This is a genomic window from Sinorhizobium mexicanum (genome assembly GCF_013488225.1).
In the GTDB taxonomy this organism is placed as follows: domain Bacteria; phylum Pseudomonadota; class Alphaproteobacteria; order Rhizobiales; family Rhizobiaceae; genus Sinorhizobium; species Sinorhizobium mexicanum.
Window position 1 is genome coordinate 1 of the sequence record NZ_CP041240.1, and the last position, 16,371, is coordinate 16,371.

Annotated in this window: 12 protein-coding genes and 1 pseudogene; 6 read left to right on the forward strand and 7 right to left on the reverse strand. The window is 59.2% G+C overall.

Annotated features, from left to right (window positions below; genetic code table 11):
• Window positions 1–1,361: 1,361 nt before the first annotated feature.
• Window positions 1,362–2,437: pseudogene (gene fic / locus FKV68_RS33820) on the reverse strand (protein adenylyltransferase Fic).
• 485 nt (window positions 2,438–2,922) lie between these two features.
• Between fic and FKV68_RS22220 the strand changes: the two are divergent.
• Window positions 2,923–3,282: a DUF6283 family protein gene (locus FKV68_RS22220; protein WP_180942134.1), complete on the forward strand. Its 360-nt coding sequence runs from the start codon at window positions 2,923–2,925 to the stop codon at window positions 3,280–3,282.
• Window positions 3,283–3,355: 73 nt separating this feature from the next.
• Here FKV68_RS22220 and FKV68_RS22225 read toward each other — a convergent pair whose 3' ends face one another.
• Window positions 3,356–4,510, reverse strand: coding sequence for a site-specific integrase (locus FKV68_RS22225; protein ID WP_180942135.1), 1,155 nt, complete (start codon window positions 4,508–4,510; stop codon window positions 3,356–3,358).
• Window positions 4,511–4,635: 125 nt separating this feature from the next.
• Between FKV68_RS22225 and FKV68_RS22230 the strand changes: the two genes are divergently transcribed.
• Both FKV68_RS22230 and scpB read left to right on the forward strand, forming a co-directional pair.
• On the forward strand, window positions 4,636–5,589 hold the full coding sequence (locus FKV68_RS22230) for a DUF1403 family protein (protein WP_180942136.1): 954 nt from the start codon (window positions 4,636–4,638) through the stop codon (window positions 5,587–5,589).
• Window positions 5,590–5,591: 2 nt separating this feature from the next.
• Window positions 5,592–6,278, forward strand: coding sequence for an SMC-Scp complex subunit ScpB (gene scpB / locus FKV68_RS22235; protein ID WP_180942137.1), 687 nt, complete (start codon window positions 5,592–5,594; stop codon window positions 6,276–6,278).
• A gap of 192 nt (window positions 6,279–6,470) precedes the next feature.
• On the opposite strand, the gene FKV68_RS22240 is transcribed toward scpB, so the two are convergent.
• The 5 genes from FKV68_RS22240 to FKV68_RS22260 all read right to left on the reverse strand — a co-directional run bounded on the left by FKV68_RS22240 (window position 6,471) and on the right by FKV68_RS22260 (window position 11,022).
• Window positions 6,471–6,818 carry a hypothetical protein gene (locus FKV68_RS22240; protein WP_245181566.1) on the reverse strand — a complete coding sequence of 116 codons (348 nt, stop codon included), beginning with the start codon at window positions 6,816–6,818 and terminating at the stop codon, window positions 6,471–6,473.
• Window positions 6,819–7,000: 182 nt separating this feature from the next.
• Window positions 7,001–7,831, reverse strand: coding sequence for a protein NO VEIN domain-containing protein (locus FKV68_RS22245; protein WP_180942138.1), 831 nt, complete (start codon window positions 7,829–7,831; stop codon window positions 7,001–7,003).
• Window positions 7,832–7,941: 110 nt separating this feature from the next.
• Window positions 7,942–8,265: a helix-turn-helix domain-containing protein gene (locus FKV68_RS22250; protein ID WP_180942139.1), complete on the reverse strand. Its 324-nt coding sequence runs from the start codon at window positions 8,263–8,265 to the stop codon at window positions 7,942–7,944.
• Window positions 8,255–8,602, reverse strand: coding sequence for a type II toxin-antitoxin system RelE/ParE family toxin (locus FKV68_RS22255; protein ID WP_246452675.1), 348 nt, complete (start codon window positions 8,600–8,602; stop codon window positions 8,255–8,257). The genes FKV68_RS22250 and FKV68_RS22255 overlap by 11 nt, the downstream gene beginning before the upstream one ends.
• Window positions 8,603–8,664: 62 nt before the next feature.
• Window positions 8,665–11,022, reverse strand: a complete 2,358-nt coding sequence (locus tag FKV68_RS22260) for a hypothetical protein (RefSeq protein ID WP_180942141.1) — start codon at window positions 11,020–11,022, stop codon at window positions 8,665–8,667.
• A gap of 450 nt (window positions 11,023–11,472) precedes the next feature.
• Between FKV68_RS22260 and FKV68_RS22265 the strand changes: the two genes are divergently transcribed.
• The 3 genes from FKV68_RS22265 (at window position 11,473) to FKV68_RS22275 (ending at window position 16,368) form a co-directional block, all read left to right on the forward strand.
• Window positions 11,473–12,627 (forward strand): RHE_PE00001 family protein, encoded by a 1,155-nt coding sequence (locus FKV68_RS22265; protein WP_180942142.1) that lies wholly within the window; start codon window positions 11,473–11,475, stop codon window positions 12,625–12,627.
• Window positions 12,628–13,166: 539 nt separating this feature from the next.
• Window positions 13,167–15,650, forward strand: a complete 2,484-nt coding sequence (locus tag FKV68_RS22270) for an HsdM family class I SAM-dependent methyltransferase (RefSeq protein WP_180942143.1) — start codon at window positions 13,167–13,169, stop codon at window positions 15,648–15,650.
• Window positions 15,631–16,368 (forward strand): hypothetical protein, encoded by a 738-nt coding sequence (locus FKV68_RS22275; protein ID WP_180942144.1) that lies wholly within the window; start codon window positions 15,631–15,633, stop codon window positions 16,366–16,368. Before FKV68_RS22270 ends, FKV68_RS22275 begins: the two co-directional genes overlap by 20 nt.
• Window positions 16,369–16,371: the final 3 nt, after the last annotated feature.

The window sequence follows — 16,371 nt, forward strand, 5'->3', positions numbered from 1 at the left end:
TCGGGAAGGCTGTGGCCAACCCTGACAGCTGTCAGGGTCCTAGGTTTCGGTTTTTTTACGAAAAGATAGGTGCAGGGCGGGCCGCCCGGCTACGCATAGGGGCCGCACACATCCACGCCTAGCACCGGATGCTCAGCCGAAGTCTGGGGAAATTTCTCCCGTTTCTGTCAGCGGTCTAGCACGGGACCGGATGAGAAGGATCGCCTGGCCGGAACAGGTGAACGAGATGTCTTGGAAGCCATCGCAAACGTAAGCCTCAGCGACGCATCCAACTGCATCCATAGGATTGGCTGAACGGAGCCGACGATGTCCTTGAACCTCGTGAAAATGCGAAAATGACGGGAGGTGAGGCGAGAGGCTTCTGACTCTGGAGTGAACCTGTCGAGGCTGCGACCGAAACGTTGTCGCTATCGACAGAACACGAATCCGTCTCTCACGGAACTGCCTGAGTCCACATCCATTCGTTCACGATCAGTGGGTGCGATTAAAGAATCCGCAGACGGGGCCATAGCATGCCTATCGCCTTGGGCACATTTGACCGGAGAAAGATACTCGACCAGAGGAAGTCTTCCGGCCCTAATCACTCCACGTGACCGGGGTCGGATCTTCGAGGCGCGGGCGTTTTAGACATACCTTGCGATTGGCGCAAGGCATGGGTTTGGCGTGTCAGCGCTTGCGATGAAAAATCTGCAGCCTGCAAAAATCGCAACTGAACTTGAGGTGCACGATGTTGGACGGCCTTAAGGAGGTTGAGATCCCGCGATAAGTCGGCAAAAATATCGAGAAATAGGCAAGATATCGTGAGCCGAAATATCTTGCTTACGAGCGGGAACTGCCCCAATTAGGCAGCGTCCCTACGTGGCCTCCGAATTGAGAGCCTGGAACCCTCTCCTTTTCGCGGAGAACCAGAACCCTGACAGCTGTCAGGGTTTTGGACCGGCCCTCGAGCTCAGGATTGCCGGCAAGTCTTCCGCGGGCCTTGGCCTCCTTCATGCCGGACTTGGTACGCTCCGCAATTAGCGCTCGACCACCGGCAAGGAAAACATCTCCTGCCGTGTCAATGTCTCGATGGGCCGCGCTGGGACTGAAATGCGCACCCGCGTCCGTGAGTTAATCGATGACCTCGAGGAGATGCTTGCCGAGCGCGCCACGTGGTCGAGCCGAACCACGACGAGCGTTTCGCCGCCGTCGACATCATGCAGCTTTGCGAGGGCAGGGCGGGCGCGGGAGGCGCCGCGGAGCCGTGCTCCGCGATGATCAGGTGCCAGCTGCAGGTCGTTACTCAATCTCCTGCGCTTTTGTCGCCTGGTCGTCGGCGGAGACGCGTGCATAACCGATCATCCGGCCACAAGGAACAGGTGTCATTGCGGGCGGTTCCCGGTGAGGAGCTCGAGTAGGGCGGGATTGATATAGAGATTCTCGCGGCCAGATTTCAGCATCAACCAGGGCCTTCAGGTAGACCGCCGCGGCTTGACGCTTTGCTATATCGGCCGCCACGACGTCGGAGATGCGGCGATAGGGGTCTGACGAAAATCACCTCCGCCAGCTCGCGTGAATAGATCTTGGGCAAATCGCGACGCATCCTTGCGCCCGTCTGATCGAGGAGATCGCGGATCGCGTGGATCTTCCTGTTTGACCACTCCGCGGTTTCGCGTATGCCCGCGAGCATGTAGAGAATCCAGTCCTCCCAGGCGCCTTCGCTAGTCCCCCGCTGGAGTCGGTCGTAATAGGCTCGTTTGTTGCCGATGATATAGCGGCTGAGAAACAGCACGGGAATGTCGAGTAGACCCTTGTCGACGAGATAAAGGAGATTGAGAACGCGTCCCGTTCGGCCATTGCCATCGGTGAAGGGGTGAATGGCATCAAACTGGTAGTGCATGACTGCGAGGCGGATCATTGGATCGATGTCTTCGGCCTCGTGGATATAACGCTCCCAGTTCGCAAGCTTATCCCGTAAGAGGTCGCGACCCTCGGGAGGCGTGTAGATGACCTCCCCCGTGGCTTCATTGTATAGCGCGGTTCCCGGCGTGGCGCGTATGTCGAGTTCAATGCCCTTGATCGTCCGGCAGAGTTCGATTGCCATTGCTGTCGAGACTGGCCGCTCTTGAAGCAACTGGAAGCCTTGATGCAGCGCGGTCCGCTAGCGCAGAGCCTCCTTCGTCGCGGCTTCGGGCGGGTTTGCCGCATCGCCGGCAAAGCGAAACATGCGGTCCGTCGTCGTAACGATGTTTTCGATCTCTGAGCTCGCTTGTGCTTCAAGCAAAGGGATGGAATTGATTAGCACAGACTGGTTTGGAATGAGTTCTCCGGATACCTTGAGCTCTGCCAGAGCAGCGCGCGCGGTGATGCAGGCCTTGAGGACGGCCTTCGTCTCAATGTCTTCGCTCGGCGGCAATGTTGGCAGATCGTTGTAGGGGCGGTCGGGCCGGAACGCCATGCTAAAACTTCCATTGTTCCGGCTGACTTATCTTCGGATATGTCGTTGGGGACGACATATCGTACTAAACGTGTCGATAGAATCGCAATTTCTCGACATATCCTGCTGCTGCAATGTACAAGATCGCCAGACGAAACCTATCGTTTGTGAACGTTTCTGGTGGAGTACCCGCGCTCGGACTGGAGCCTCCAAACTCGACAACCCAGGACTCGCCGCGCGGACGGTTGGTGACGCGCACCGGGAGCCGGATCGCCGATTTGAGACCATGGCGAATGCGCCGACAAGTCAGCGCCATTGTGGCGATTACTTCCCGATTTCAATTGAAGCCCTAAGCTGAAAATTTAACGTCCGACTTTGACTTAATGGCTTCACGTCGAGCAGGGGAGGGGGAGGATAACGTTCGATATCGTTGCGGTGGGTGGAAGCGTGTTGGAAGAATGCGCGCATGGTTATAAAACCGGCTTGCTACAACGATAGGATTCGGGATGAGCTGGAAGCTGCGGCGGGTTAGGCAGTGTGCCAAGTGCCCTTGGAAGGTGTCGACGAACCCTCATGATATTCCAGATGGCTATAGCGAGGAACTGCATCAGGCTCTTGTCCGCACCATCGCCGAGCCGGGATCGCTAGACGGCAGAGGTCAAGTCATGGCTTGCCATGAGCATCCCCCAGGGGAGGAAGCCCACTGTGTCGGCTGGCTCATGAATCAGATCGGGCCTGGCAACAACATCCCTTTGCGTCTTCACGTGATGTCTTGCGAGAATATTGATGCGGTTATCCTGGAAGGTCCGCAGCACAAACGGTTTGAAGATACGCTGCCAAAAGGCAATGACGTGGCAGTTGGGTAGGTGTCACCGCCTGCGATCGCCGAAAGGCTGGATCGGCGGACGCAGCACCTTGGCACAGCTCTGATTGTTGGTATTAAAGTCCCGAGGCCTTGGTGAGGTTGATCCGGAAGCGGTCGCGCCGCCGCTGATACTTGCGGGTCATTTCCGCACTGGCATGACCGAGCTGTTTTTGGACATAACGCTCGTCGACCTCGGCCGAGGAGGCCAGTCCGGCGCGCAGCGAATGGCCCGAGAATTTTTCGGCTCGCTCACCCTCGCTGAGGTCGCCACGAATGCCGGCGGCCAATGCCGCCTTCTTGACGAGCCGCGCGACCTCGCGGTCATTCAATCGATCCGGTCCAACATCCCTCCCTTGGTCGCGGACGCGGCGGAAGAGGGGACCCTTTGCAACCCGGGCGAACTTGATCCAGGTCTCGACGGCGACGACCGGGCAGGTCGCATCCGACGAGCCCCGGCCGATTTCGACCTCGCGCCAGCCGGTCTTGCCGCGCAGGGTGACGAGCAGGCCCTTGTCGAGGATCTCGATCCAGCCACGGCCGTCTTCGGTCTGGTCGCGGTCGCAATCCAGCCCGACGATCTCCGAGCGGCGCAGGCCGCCGGCAAAACCGACGAGCAGCATGGCGCGGTCGCGCAAGCCTCGCAACGTGCCGCGATCGAGCGTTTCGAGCATGGCAATCAGGTGCTCGGGCAGCACCGCTTCCTTTTGCCGGGGAGGGGCGGCATGGGTGTTGCGGATGCCGGCCAAAACGGTGGCGATGTGGCGATCCTTGCGGTCGAGCGGCGTGCCGCGCTGAACATAGTTCCAGGTGATCGCGGAGAGGCGCCGTTCGATCGTCATCACTGAATGGGGCTTACGGTCGGCCGTTGCGGCCCCTGACGCGCAGGCGGTGATGTAGAGGCCGACGGTCTGCGGATCGGGCGGCATATGGGCGAGACCCTGACGCCGGCACCAGCCGGTGAAATGCTTCCAGTCGGAGGCATAGGCCTTGCGGGTGTTGGCGGAGCTGGCGGCCTCGACATAACCGCGGGCCCGATCGGCGAGGCGCTCGAGGTGCGCCGGCAGGGCGGTGGTCGCGTCCGGAAGAGGGGAGGGGAGTGCAGCGCCCATCGGGCTCGTGTCGGCCGACGGCTGCACCGCGGAAACATCATCGCCGGCGGCCGTGCTGTCAGACGGAGCTGAGCTCTTCTCGACGTGATTTTCGCTGTTCTGCTCGATGATTTGGGCCATTTCTTATATAAAGAGCATAACGTCCGATAATGCAACATTATCAGTCATTATAAGAGGAAGACAAGTCGTGCGGTTTTATATCATATTAATAGCCTGAACTGCACACTCGGTGTAGTGTGCTCGCCATGGATTCGCGCGCCCTCTCTCCTTCTAAGTCTGCAGTGACCCTGCCGCAGATCCCCGGCTGGGCCCTACCGCGTGGCCGCGAGCCGGACGAAGCGGCTGCCGCCTTCGCCGCCGGCATCGCCTTGAAATCCCTCGACGATCTCGTCCGCTCCGAGCCCGGCTGGGCCGGCTGTTGGCGCGCCCGGCAGGCGCTGAAATGCGCCGCGGCCGCCGTTCGGCTGATGGGCCGCAACGAGCACGAAACGGCACTACGCGACGCCGTTCTGTTGACGGCGCCTGGCGACGATCCTGGACCCGCGGGAAAGGTGTTTCTGGCCTACAAAAGGCTCGCCACTCGCAAACCCGGCTTTTCCTCGAAGGCCGTCGCCGAGTTCGCCGATTTTCTTGGTCTGGTCTGGGACGACCGGCTGGCGGCGGCCGTCGACCATGCCGACGGCACATTGCAGTTTGGCCGGCCGGCGCCGTTTGCCGCGGCGGAATTGGTGACAGCGATCCTTGTCGCGCGGCCCGACGCGGAGGCGCTGGCGTGGGCGCTGGCCGACATGCTGATCGCGTCGATGCTGAAATGGCCGTTTCCTGTGCCGCTGCTGATGGCAGAGCGCTACGGCCCTGCCTTCCGGATGCTCGGAGGCAGGGGCCGTGTTCGCCCGGGCGACACCGCCTTTGCCTGCGCCGTCTGTCTTGCCTTGGTCGAGGGGGCAAGCGCGGTCCTGCGCGCCGCTGGCGAAATCGGGCGCCGCGCTGAGCAGCTTTCGGCCGTGGCGCCAAAGGTGCGGACTAAGGGCGCCGGCACGGTCATTGAAAAACTGCTCGAGGAGGACGCCGTATCGGCGTCGGCGCCCGGCAGCCATCTGTCTCGCTGGGCGGCGACCCGGCTGTTCGAGCGGCTGGAAAGTTTCGGGGCCGTGCGCGAGCTGTCCGGCCGCTCGTCGTTCCGGGTTTACGGGTTGTGAGGATGGCCGGACCCAGCGCAACCAGGACACATCGTGGAAGCAAATTGAGGTCGGAGGATGAAATCCTCTACGACCGCGAGCTGGAGGACATGCCGCCGGAGCTGCGTTGGCGCGAATGGATGCTGCGGGTTGAGGCGGTCATTTTTGCTTCGGTCGAGCCGGTCGCGCGGGAAACGCTGGCGCGGGTGGTTGGAAAAGATTGCAGCATTGACCTGCTGATCGATGATCTCCGGGAAGAACTGCGCGATCGGCCCTACGAGCTCGTGTCCGTCGCCGACGGCTGGCAGCATCGGACGCGGGTGCGGTTTGCCGACACCATCCGCGCCTCGTCGGCGCCGACTCGCTCGTCGGCGGCGGCGCTATCAGAGTTCGAGGCGATGGTGCTGATGGCGGTGGGGTATTTCCAGCCGGTGACGAGAAGCGACCTATCGAAGGTCTTCGGCAAGGAGGTCAGCCGCGACACGATTGCGGCGCTCCGCAGCGCCGGCTTCCTCGCCTCCGGCCCGCGCAGCCCGACACCCGGCGCGCCCTATACCTATGTGACGACCAAGCACTTCCTCTCCGCCTTCGGCATGGAGACCCTGCGCGATCTGCCGGACATCGAGGCGCTCGAGGATGCCGGGCTGCTCAGTCGGCAGGCTGTTCAGTATGAGCCGCTTTCGGCCGAGGGGGAGAGCGAGGAGGAATAAGGTTGCGGCGGCGCCGAAGGCGCCCTGGATCAGGACGTTGCGCAGGTGGAAGCGATAGAGGACGCAGGCACCATAGACCGCGACGGGCGGTTTAGAGGCCATGGGTATCGATCAGGCCCTCTGTGTCCTCGGTAAGCGCTTCCATCGCGGCCTGACGGGCATCGAGCCTGGATTTCAGGGCGAGCACGTCCTTCAGCAGGGCGCGGCGGCGTTTGCCGACATAGCGGAATGGCAGATCACCCCGGTCCATGCGCAGCACGACGAGCGGACGCGAGATGCCGAGAATGGCCGACGCTTCGGTCGGGCGCTCAGTTCCTGGTCTTCGGCCAGCACGGCGACGCGCTCGCCGCGCAACACATGGGCCAGGAGGGCTTCAACCGCGGCGGCGGCCGAAGGTGGTATCGACAGCCTCTGTTCCCGGCCGCCCTCATGATGGATATGAATTTCCAGCTTGTCGCCCGGGGCCAGCTTCGGCAAAGGCGAGGCTGTCTTATGGTCGCGATCCGACAATCCGGCGAAATGAACGATCTGGCTGGCCATGGCGATGTTTCTTCAATCGGCAATATGGAGCGCATGCCCCGTAGCTGCAATAACTGAAACCTTAATGAGTTGATGAACTGATGGCGTCGGGGGGGGCGATGCGGGTCGCCAGATCGCCGCCGCCGCTTTGACGTCAGGCAATTTCCCAAACCTGGGTGAGGATCGCCGCTTCGTAGCGGTTTTCAATTGAAGGCAGCTTGAAATTGCGTTGCTATCAAAGAAACATGTGCTTCGAGTGGCGGCCGGAGCTCGAAGGCGCGGACTTCGCGGGAGAAGTCGAACAGTCGCACCAGGCTCCATTCATGTCGCCGGGCGTCTGCGACGTCCAGCTCGTTTCTCGAGATGTAGAAGGGCGTGCGCTCCCACCCATTCGTCGTCTTCACTTCGATGAGACGTGGCGACCCATTCGGCGCGAAACTGGCAATATCATAACCAGCGCCGTCACCGTCTTCCTGAGATACCCAACGGACCTTCGCTGCTAGATCCCTTCGACCTGAGGCTTGAAGATGTGCGCGTTCATGATGGAAAACACGCTCTTCGCCGGCTTTTCCAAGGGAACGGTTTCTCTCATCCCTTCCCGCCACATCAAATCTGCGAGCGATTGCCTCAAGTTGTGACAGTTCGGCGGGAGGAGGAGCGTTCTTAATAGTCGGCGGCACGCCGAAGAACAGGGATGGCGCACCAGCAAAGCCCTGGGTAACTTCGGTTGCACTTGACGCCTCAAATGACGGGTTCTTTGCGAGCCACCTCGAAACGGCCTCCGCCAATGACATCTGCAACTTGAAGCGAGGTTGATAGCCGTTAATATACGGTAGCCCAAAGCCGACCAAGGCGGCCGAAATATTGCAGTTCTTGAACTCGATCGAGCTTTTGGATCGGCCAAGGGACTGCTGAAGGTTCCTGTTGTTCATCGCTTTATTATAGGCGCGACCAGCCAGATCATCCTTCAGCATTTGGAAATAGACGGCGACGATCGCGTCGTTTTCCTGATCGGACCAGCTTTCAGCGTTCATGCCGCCAGGCTATGCCGGCCAGGGTGCTTTGTCATCAGAATACCCGGCAATGCGAATCCGTCGGCAGGTATACGTCTGTTCAAACCTTTACGCACGGAGCTGAGATCCCGTTATGCAAGCATCTGCAGCCCGTGCTTCTGTACGAGCGACAGGAGCTTGAGCGCCGGCCCGCTCGGCCGCTTGGCGCCAGTTTCCCACTTCTGGACCGTCGACTGGCTCGTGTTGAGATAACGGGCAAAGACCGGCTGGCTGACATGGTTGTCCTCGCGCAGCGCCTTGATCTCACCGGGCGTTAGTTCCCGCGGGATCACAAGGCAATCCTCATCGAAGGTCCGCATCGTTTCCTTGTCGATGGTCCCAGCCGCAAACATGCCTTCGATTGCACTATGAATCGCCTCGAGGGCATCGCTCTTGAACTTGCGTTTAGTCGCCATGGTTTATCTCCAACAGTGCGCCGGTCTCGATTTCCGCTTCGAGGTCGGCTTTCGTCTTGCGACGGTAGAGATCGGCGAGCTTCCGGAATGACAGAAGCTCGTCGTCATCGATGTTCGCCCGATCCTTCTTGGCGAAGAGATAGGCGAACACCCAGAACTCTCCGGCCTTTGCCAGAACGATTGAACGATGCATGTTGTCGTTGAGCCGCTTCTTGAAGACGCCACCGCCGAGATCGTCGGCCTGTCCAAGAACAACCTGACGGATTGCCTTCGACAACGCCTTGTCGGAGATTCGCGCTTTCTTCGCTGCCTTGGCGAACCACGCTGTTTTGAACACTCGTTCTGACGTCGGCTTATATAGCACTAAGTGCTACATCCATCAAGGTTTGAAAGGGAGAGCTATGCCGCCTCCCATACCTGATTCAGAATCCGGGCAGCAAGCGCGGCCTTGTCCTGAGGCAGAAAACGTCCGTAGTGCTGCTGCACCACGTCCGGCGTGTCCTGGATCGCGTAGCTTGCCCGTTCGTAAGATCCGGTCTGCTTGAGGATATGGGTCGCCAGAATATCCCGAAGATTGTGCGGGCCGTGCGGCAACAGGCCTTTGATGGCGCCGCGACCGGTATACGGGTTATAGATGCCGTAGCGCTGGATCACGGTCCGCCAGGCTTCGTAGAACTTGGTGGAGTCGTATGCCGCGTCCAGGCTGATTGTTTTCACCGTCTTGACGAACAGCGTGCCGGGATCCTTGGCTCGGCCGAGCAGCACGCGGCGATGGCGATCGATATAGGCCTCGAGGTATTTGTAGAGATCAAGCAGGTCCGGCAAGATGAGCCGGAACGGCTTCTGTCCGAAGAAGGACGAGCCGGAATTCTTGAAGGCGACCGACGGAATAAGCACTTCCCACCCTTGCTCTCGATCGCTCCAGCGCAACTCCCCGCACTTCATGTCTTCCAGGCGTCTCTCCGACGTCGGGAAATGGCCGCGCGGGCAGACGCGAAGCTGGCGAAGATTCTTTTGCCGAAGTCCCAGATGCAAGCCAAGTCGGAGCAGCAGGAAAGAGCGGACAGCTTCCGCGGCCGCTCGGGGATAGCGGTCTTCGTCCGGCATGCGTTTCAAAATCTCGTCGGTGATTTTGCGGTATTCCGCCAGTGGGCTGTCTGCCTCCAGAACGCACATGATCGGCTCAAAGGGATCGCGGTGCACACGCATCACCCGCTGAATCTCCTTCGACCGATTGGCGGCATGCCGATGAAACGTATCGCAGGCGCCATGCCAGTCGCGGGAAGCGAATTCGATTTCCTCCGGCGCGATCAGACCTTCAATCGGTCTGACATCTTTCAGCAGTTCGGGATGCTGACGGATCCAGCCAACCTCGGCGCGCGTCAGCGCCTGAGCGACCATCAGCATGTCCTCTTCCCATTTGGTGTAGAAGCCGCGGCGTTGCTCCCGCCATTGCAGGTACCAGTCCCAGACGCCTGGGAAGATCAGCAGGCCAAAGGTCAGTTGGCTCAGCGGCACGCCGCGGCCTTTGACGATGCCGGCGGGGGAGGCCGCCAGCGACCCGAACATTAGGCCGAGATGCTCGATCTTCTGAAACGCGGTTTCCTCGCCCCATACGCCGTTCCGCTGAAATCCGATCGCCGTCAGCGTCGAGGTTTTGAACCGGATCAGATCAGCCATTTCCATTGCCAGTCGCGGCGGCGCGTCGACGACGCCTGACAGGAGATCAGGATCTTCGAATGGTTCGGCGACATTTTGGTTGGCGCTGGTTGCCAAGGTGTGCGCTCGAGGCGGGAGCGCTGTTCCGCCATAGGTGACGCCTGGAAAGCGGATCGCGTACCGCTGTTTGCTGGCTGCAGCCTGGTAGCGCCGATAGTCTGTCGAGCCTGAGATGATGACCCGGCGCACCCAGTCGAGGATTTCCTCCCGTTTGGTGAATGGCAGGCTGCTGAAGTCGTCAGGGAGATGCAACGCAATCCGGCGCCGTTCGGCGGGGCTGATATCCCCAAGGTTGTGACCATGGAGGGAGCGAGATTGATGGGGCAGCTTCGCCTTGAAGTATCCCGCCGCCAACCGGTATCGACGCTCGATCCGGGCGAGGATTTCGAAACTTGCGACGGATCGTGGGGCACGCTCGCCTTGAATCCAGGACAGCAGAGTCTTGTCGTCGAATGTTTCGCCCAGGTGCACTATGGCGCGATAGAGTTGCCAGTAGCTCTCGCCAAACCTTCGCATATGATAAACGAGCGCGTCCTGAAATCCGGCGGGGTCCTCGCCCCCTGCGAACAATGGATCCGGAAACGGCTGGATCGCTTTCGGTTGCGGCCCTCTCGGCGCCGATGCGGACTGAGCGTGACGATCGTCATCACCAATCCGCCGCGGCTTTCGGTTCGAGGGTGCTGTGGTTGTCGATATACGCTGGCTTGGCTCGCTTGATCGGGGCATTCGCTTCGCGGATCGGATGTCCTCCGCAACAGGGGGCTCGCCCAGCCACCGGAGGATCGCATCCAGGGCGATGCGGACCTGCTTCTTCAAATCACCCGTTAATTCGCCGCCAACCCGGCAAGCGTGAGCGATTTCGGTCCAGTCGATGCGACCGTTCAGCAGTGGTGGTGACTTACGATGGACGATGAGACTGACGAGATAGGACTTGATATTCTCCAGCGCCCGCGTCGACGCGATTGGCGCAATGCGCAACTTGCAGAACTCTGAGATTTTTCGCTGAAAATGACGTGATGAAAGGTCTGGTTTTGACATGCTCGCATTCCGTTTCAGTCGGCACCAATGCCGAGGCGAGCGGGGATAGGAGCTGTCATTTAACAAAGGATGTATCCGACCGGGCAGAAGCCGACACCGATGCCGCGCTATCACAGCTTTGATCCCCCGTGTGGCGCCCGAGTGTCTTCGACGAAAGGAGTCTCGAAGGAAGACGGAGGTATCGTGATCGCGGTGATAGCCCAAAGCGCAGCGGGATGTTCAGCGTCAAACTGTGAGATTGTTTAAATATAAATCTGCTATGATGTGCTAAAAAATCCATTGGTGATCGCGCGATGAAACGTAATCATAATGTATTGAAGGAACAGATATTTAGAACGTCATCTAGATTCCGATAAGCAGTACTTATCGGAAGTGAGACGCCATCTCTCCAATATTACCCTGTGGCGGACTCTAACTATGAGATAGCGTCCGTGTAGCAAATCATTTACCATGTTTTCAATGTCTTATGATTTGTCGAAATTGCCTCTCCAGACCCTCATTCGGCCGATTTCGGACGCTGCATCCGCATTGACCCGTCTCGACGAGCGGATCGCCCGCTCGCCGGTTGGGCCGGGTTGGATCGAACGCATGCACTTCGCCGATGCCTGCGCCTCGCTGTGGATCGACGGCGAACTCGTCCATCTCGAGGACCTGGTGCTGCATGACGCCACGAAAGATATTCGTACCCCGACCCATGAACTCACCATCGCCCGCGACGTTTTGCGAAGCCGTCGGCGGATCACGGCGCAGCCCTCGGGCTGGGTGTTGAGCCCGGAGGGTCTCCGCTCCCTCCGTGGGCACGACTTCGTCGCCGGCGCGCCCGCACCATCTTTCGGTGACGACGGCGGCACGCGAAAGGTCGGAGCCGAGCCTGGTGACACTTCAGTGCCGGAAGGGGAGGGGGCGGAGGGTTCTGACGTCACCAGCCCATTCGACGCCGAGCTCGCCGCCATCGATGCGGTGCTGGCCCGCTCGGACGCCGCCATCGAAAAAGCAAAGGCGCCCGGACTCGCCAGCGCTCGTGAAAAGGATCCGATGGTCTATGATCTCGACTGGGACGAGGACGCGCGCCTCGACGAATGGAGCATCGTGCTGGCCGAGACCGAAGCTCTGCCGCCGGTCTTGCGCGCCGCGTTGTTGCTCGATGCCTGGAACGATCTACAGGTTTTGCAGCACGCGCCCTGGCTCGGCCGGCTGCTCGCCGCGGAGACGCTACGGCAAGCGGGTCTCACAACCGCGGCCCATTTGGCCGCGGTCAATGCTGGTCTCAAATCGATCCCCGTCGAGCGCCGCCGGCATCGCGCGCGCGACACCCGCCTGCTGGCGATCATCCATGGCGTCATCGCGGCCGCCGAGCTCGGCCTCAAGGAGCACGACCGGCTGACGCTCGCAAAACAGATGATGGAGCGGCGCCTGGTCGGCCGGCGCTCCTCCTCCAATCTGCCGGGCCTGATCGAGCTCGTCGTCTCGCGGCCGCTGGTCTCGGCCGGTATGGTCGCCGAGGCGCTCGAGGTGACGCCGCGGGCGGCGCTCCGGATCGTCGGGGAGCTTGGGCTGAGAGAGATGACGGGGAGGGGGAGGTTTCGGGCATGGGGGATTTCTTAACCATGCTGTGCGAGTAAAGCACCAATGGTATGTTTCCGAGCCTTAAAAGAACTTGACCTCATTAATTGGGTATTATACCACTTTAATATGGAACCGGTACAATTCTCCGACGCATTACGCCTGACCGAGCTGGGTGAAAGCCAGCTCCGAGAATGGTGTGGAAAGCGTGGTTTGTTCCAGCCTACCGTGCCTGCGCGGGGGCCAGGGCGTGTTGCCCTGTTTTCATGGCAGGACCTAATAGCGCTTCGTGTGTTTCGAGAAGTCTTCCAAGTTTTCTCGGGGCGAGCCAGTAGCTGGGCGCCCGGAATTAGTGAACTTCGGCAGTGCCTAGCAGGACAGTTTTTTCCTAATCTTTGGGGAAAAGGCGCCATCTTCCCAGATCAGCATTCTGCTTATCTCGGTACACTGGAAACCCTTCAATCAAGCGGTGCCATCTTATTTGTACCGTTGGACCCTCACCTTGCCGTGATCTCCAATCGAGCAACTCCAGAGGAACTGCAAGGCCAACTGCCCCTCGTTACGCCCGTGGGGTCTAAGCGATGACGAGCATGGCATTAAGTGCAAAGTGGAGTGAGCGCTTCGGCCTCGCTCGCTCACCGATGTTCGAGCGCGAGCGAGCGAACTTGCAAGGCGAACATGACGTGTTGCTTGACGGGGGCTTCGGCTCGTTCGCATTGTCTATCGTTGACGAGCCGGCGAACCCCGCTGAAGTCGCTGGGTGGGTGTGGTCTAGTGACCTGCCACATCATGTGAGCGTCACACAGAAAGAGGTTCAGGTTGTAAGGTGGGATGCTGCCCGGGATGCGCAGACTTATTCTATCGATTCTGTGTCTCGTGATCTCGACGGCTTCTATCGATATCTTTGCAAGGACCGACTCCGGTCCAACAGATCTGTTGTCCAACACCTGATCAATCTGTTCGGCCGGGTGCGTTCTTTGGTTGCGCATGCTCGAATGCCGGACGAGCGATCCATTGATGCTTTCGTGACCATTCTTGCCGATTTGATCGCTGGCGACGATGCTCCTGCACGGCGAGAGATGTTCGGCTTGCCACAGGACGCTGAGGAACTGCGCGCAGCAATTCGCGGATCCTCTCTTGAGGAAGCGCTCACTGATATTCGGACCGCCCCGGCAACCTTATCAGCACTAACTTTGCATCCCAGCCTCGCAATCAGGCACGCCGGCGGGCAACTATTTCAGGAGGCGCATTTCGACCTGGTTCGCGCGCCTGCGCCGGATTTATTTGGTTACGTCGAACCAGCCACTTCTGACCGAATTTCTAGAGGCGGTACCCATTTCACTCCGCCCGCGCTTGCTCGTAGTATAGTTGACTATACGCTTGCCCAACTCGATGATCTTGACCATCGCGCATCACTTACGCTTTGCGATCCTGCGTGCGGATCAGCGGCGTTTTTGCATGAGGCTTTGCGAGGCCTACGTCGAGCGAACTTCAATGGCATGCTTAAGATCATTGGGCGAGACGTGTCGAGCCAAGCCATCGCAATGGCACGTTTTACGCTGACATTAGCATTGCACGACTGGGCACCGAAAGGTGGTGTCACGCTGGACCTCGCCGTCGAAGACGCTCTGGCGCAAGCGAGTTTTCCATCCTCCGATGTGATCGTGATGAATCCTCCGTTCATTTCCGTTATTGCACAAACGCCAGAGCAGAAAGCTCAGCTTAGAGCGGTTGTGGGGGAAAAGGTCGGCAGCCGTGGTGACTACAGCATGGCCTTCGTTACGCGCGCCCTTGATGCTCTTTCAAATGGTGGCGTAATGGGGACATTGTTTCCAGCAAATTTGCTGACTCATGACGCTGCCTCGCCCTGGCGTGAGCACTTGGCAGCCTCTGCCGATATTCGGCTTCTCGCGAGCATTGGCGACTTCGGTCTGTTCAGCCAAGCCCTTGTGCATGTGGCCTGTGTAGTCCTGGCGAAGAGCCCGGCTAATCGCGCGGAGTTTACGGCGCTTGTGACCGGCAACGAGCCAAGCGCTACGGGAGATGCATTGCGAGAATTGCGCAAAACGAGAGGCAGCCCGCCGGCGCGCGCTCTGGGCGATCAGCAATGGAGTCTGTTCGGAGTTGAGACCAAGGTTCTTGATCGAAAGTTTCCCTGGCGTATTCTTACGCCAAAGCAACGAGCCATGGTGGATGCGTTGGAGGCTGCTCAAACTCCAACTGTTGCCGACCTATTTGACGTTGCTCAAGGCGTTCAGACCGGAAATCTTAAGCTTTTTCTCTTCAATTCCGAAGAATTTCGTCGCCTGAATTTGCCGCCGAGAGAGAGGCAGTATTTTCGCGATGCGTTAATGACAGACTCGATCGAAAATGGCCGGATAGTTAGCACTTATCACTTGTTCTTCCCGCATGACCGCAACGGGCCGGTTTTCGCCGACGAGAGAGAGTTGGCCGCCGCTGTTCCAACATTTTACAGGGCCGTGCTGAAGCCGAACGAGACCTCGCTCAAGAACCGAGCTTCTATTGTTCGAGCCAAACGTGTGGACTGGTGGGGACTCATGCATCCTCGCACCGGGACGTTTGCGCTTAATACTCAGCCGAGGATTGTGTCCAAATTTTTTGGCGCCGAAGGAAGTTTTGCGTTCGATGAATCGGCGCGATATCTGCCGTCTACTGGCCATGTTTGGAGTCCGAAACGCGTAGCTTTGCCCGCTTTTGACGAACTCGAAGCGGAAGGAGCCGAGGGGTTGGTCGAGGCAACGACTAAAGAGGTCCTCCGAGCCTATGTCCCAGTACTCAATTCCAGGGTCTTTACCCGTCTGGTATCGTTCCGCTCGGTAACAATCGCGGGCGGGCAGTTCGACCTAAGCAGCCGCTTCGTGTCTCGCGTATATCTGCCCGACCTTTGGGAAAAAGCTACAAATCCGCTTTATTCGGATTACGTCCGGGCTTTGGCCCAGGTCTCTCGCGCTGTCGAGCGCGGCCACAATACTCACAATGTAGATGTAGAACGCTTAGTTGCCTATCTATACGGGGTGCCCGAACTTGAAGAAAGCTCAGGTTAGCGAACCCCAACTTTCTGTCGCGGCGTTCTCTCAACGCTGTAAAACGCTTGCGGTTCAATTTGGCTCAGCTGTCGGACTACGGTCGGGCGAAGTCGCCTTCGCCCCTGAGATCAGCAGTACGGTTGCGGTCATGACTTTGGGCGGCCGCGCGAGCGAAATGATAAGTCGCAATCGAGGGTCGTCACATCGCGTGGTCCCGCTCGCCTCCATTCAGGAGGACATACTGATATGGACCGGATATCGCGAGAGTTGGCAAAAACTGGGTTCTGAACAGAATTTTCGCTTTGTTGAGGCCGGTTTTACTCTCCATGTCGGGCGCCAGGGCGAATTGTCGAAGCCTCAAATCATGCGAAGCGAGTGGGTTGGTCGGCGTAGCCGAGCATTTGTTGAGTTGGCCGGACACCCCCACTGGCAGTTGGATGTTTTAGAAACAGCTCGCGCTAAGGAGCCCTCGACGCCAGCACGCTTCACTGATGTCGAATCTGCCTCTCCAGTGAAAGAATTTGGCGATATGCCCACGCCGGCAAATGGATCGAACCTGCTGCTAGGCCTTACCGTCGAAAACATGCATCTTGCCAGTAGTGCTCAGTGGTGGCGCCTATCCGGCTCTGATGCGGCACATGTGCCCGAAACGGTAAGCGACCTTGACCGCTGGATCCTAGCATGCACCGTCTATCTTCGCCAGGAGGCCAGCCGCTGTAGGGTCATTCCGGCGTAGGAT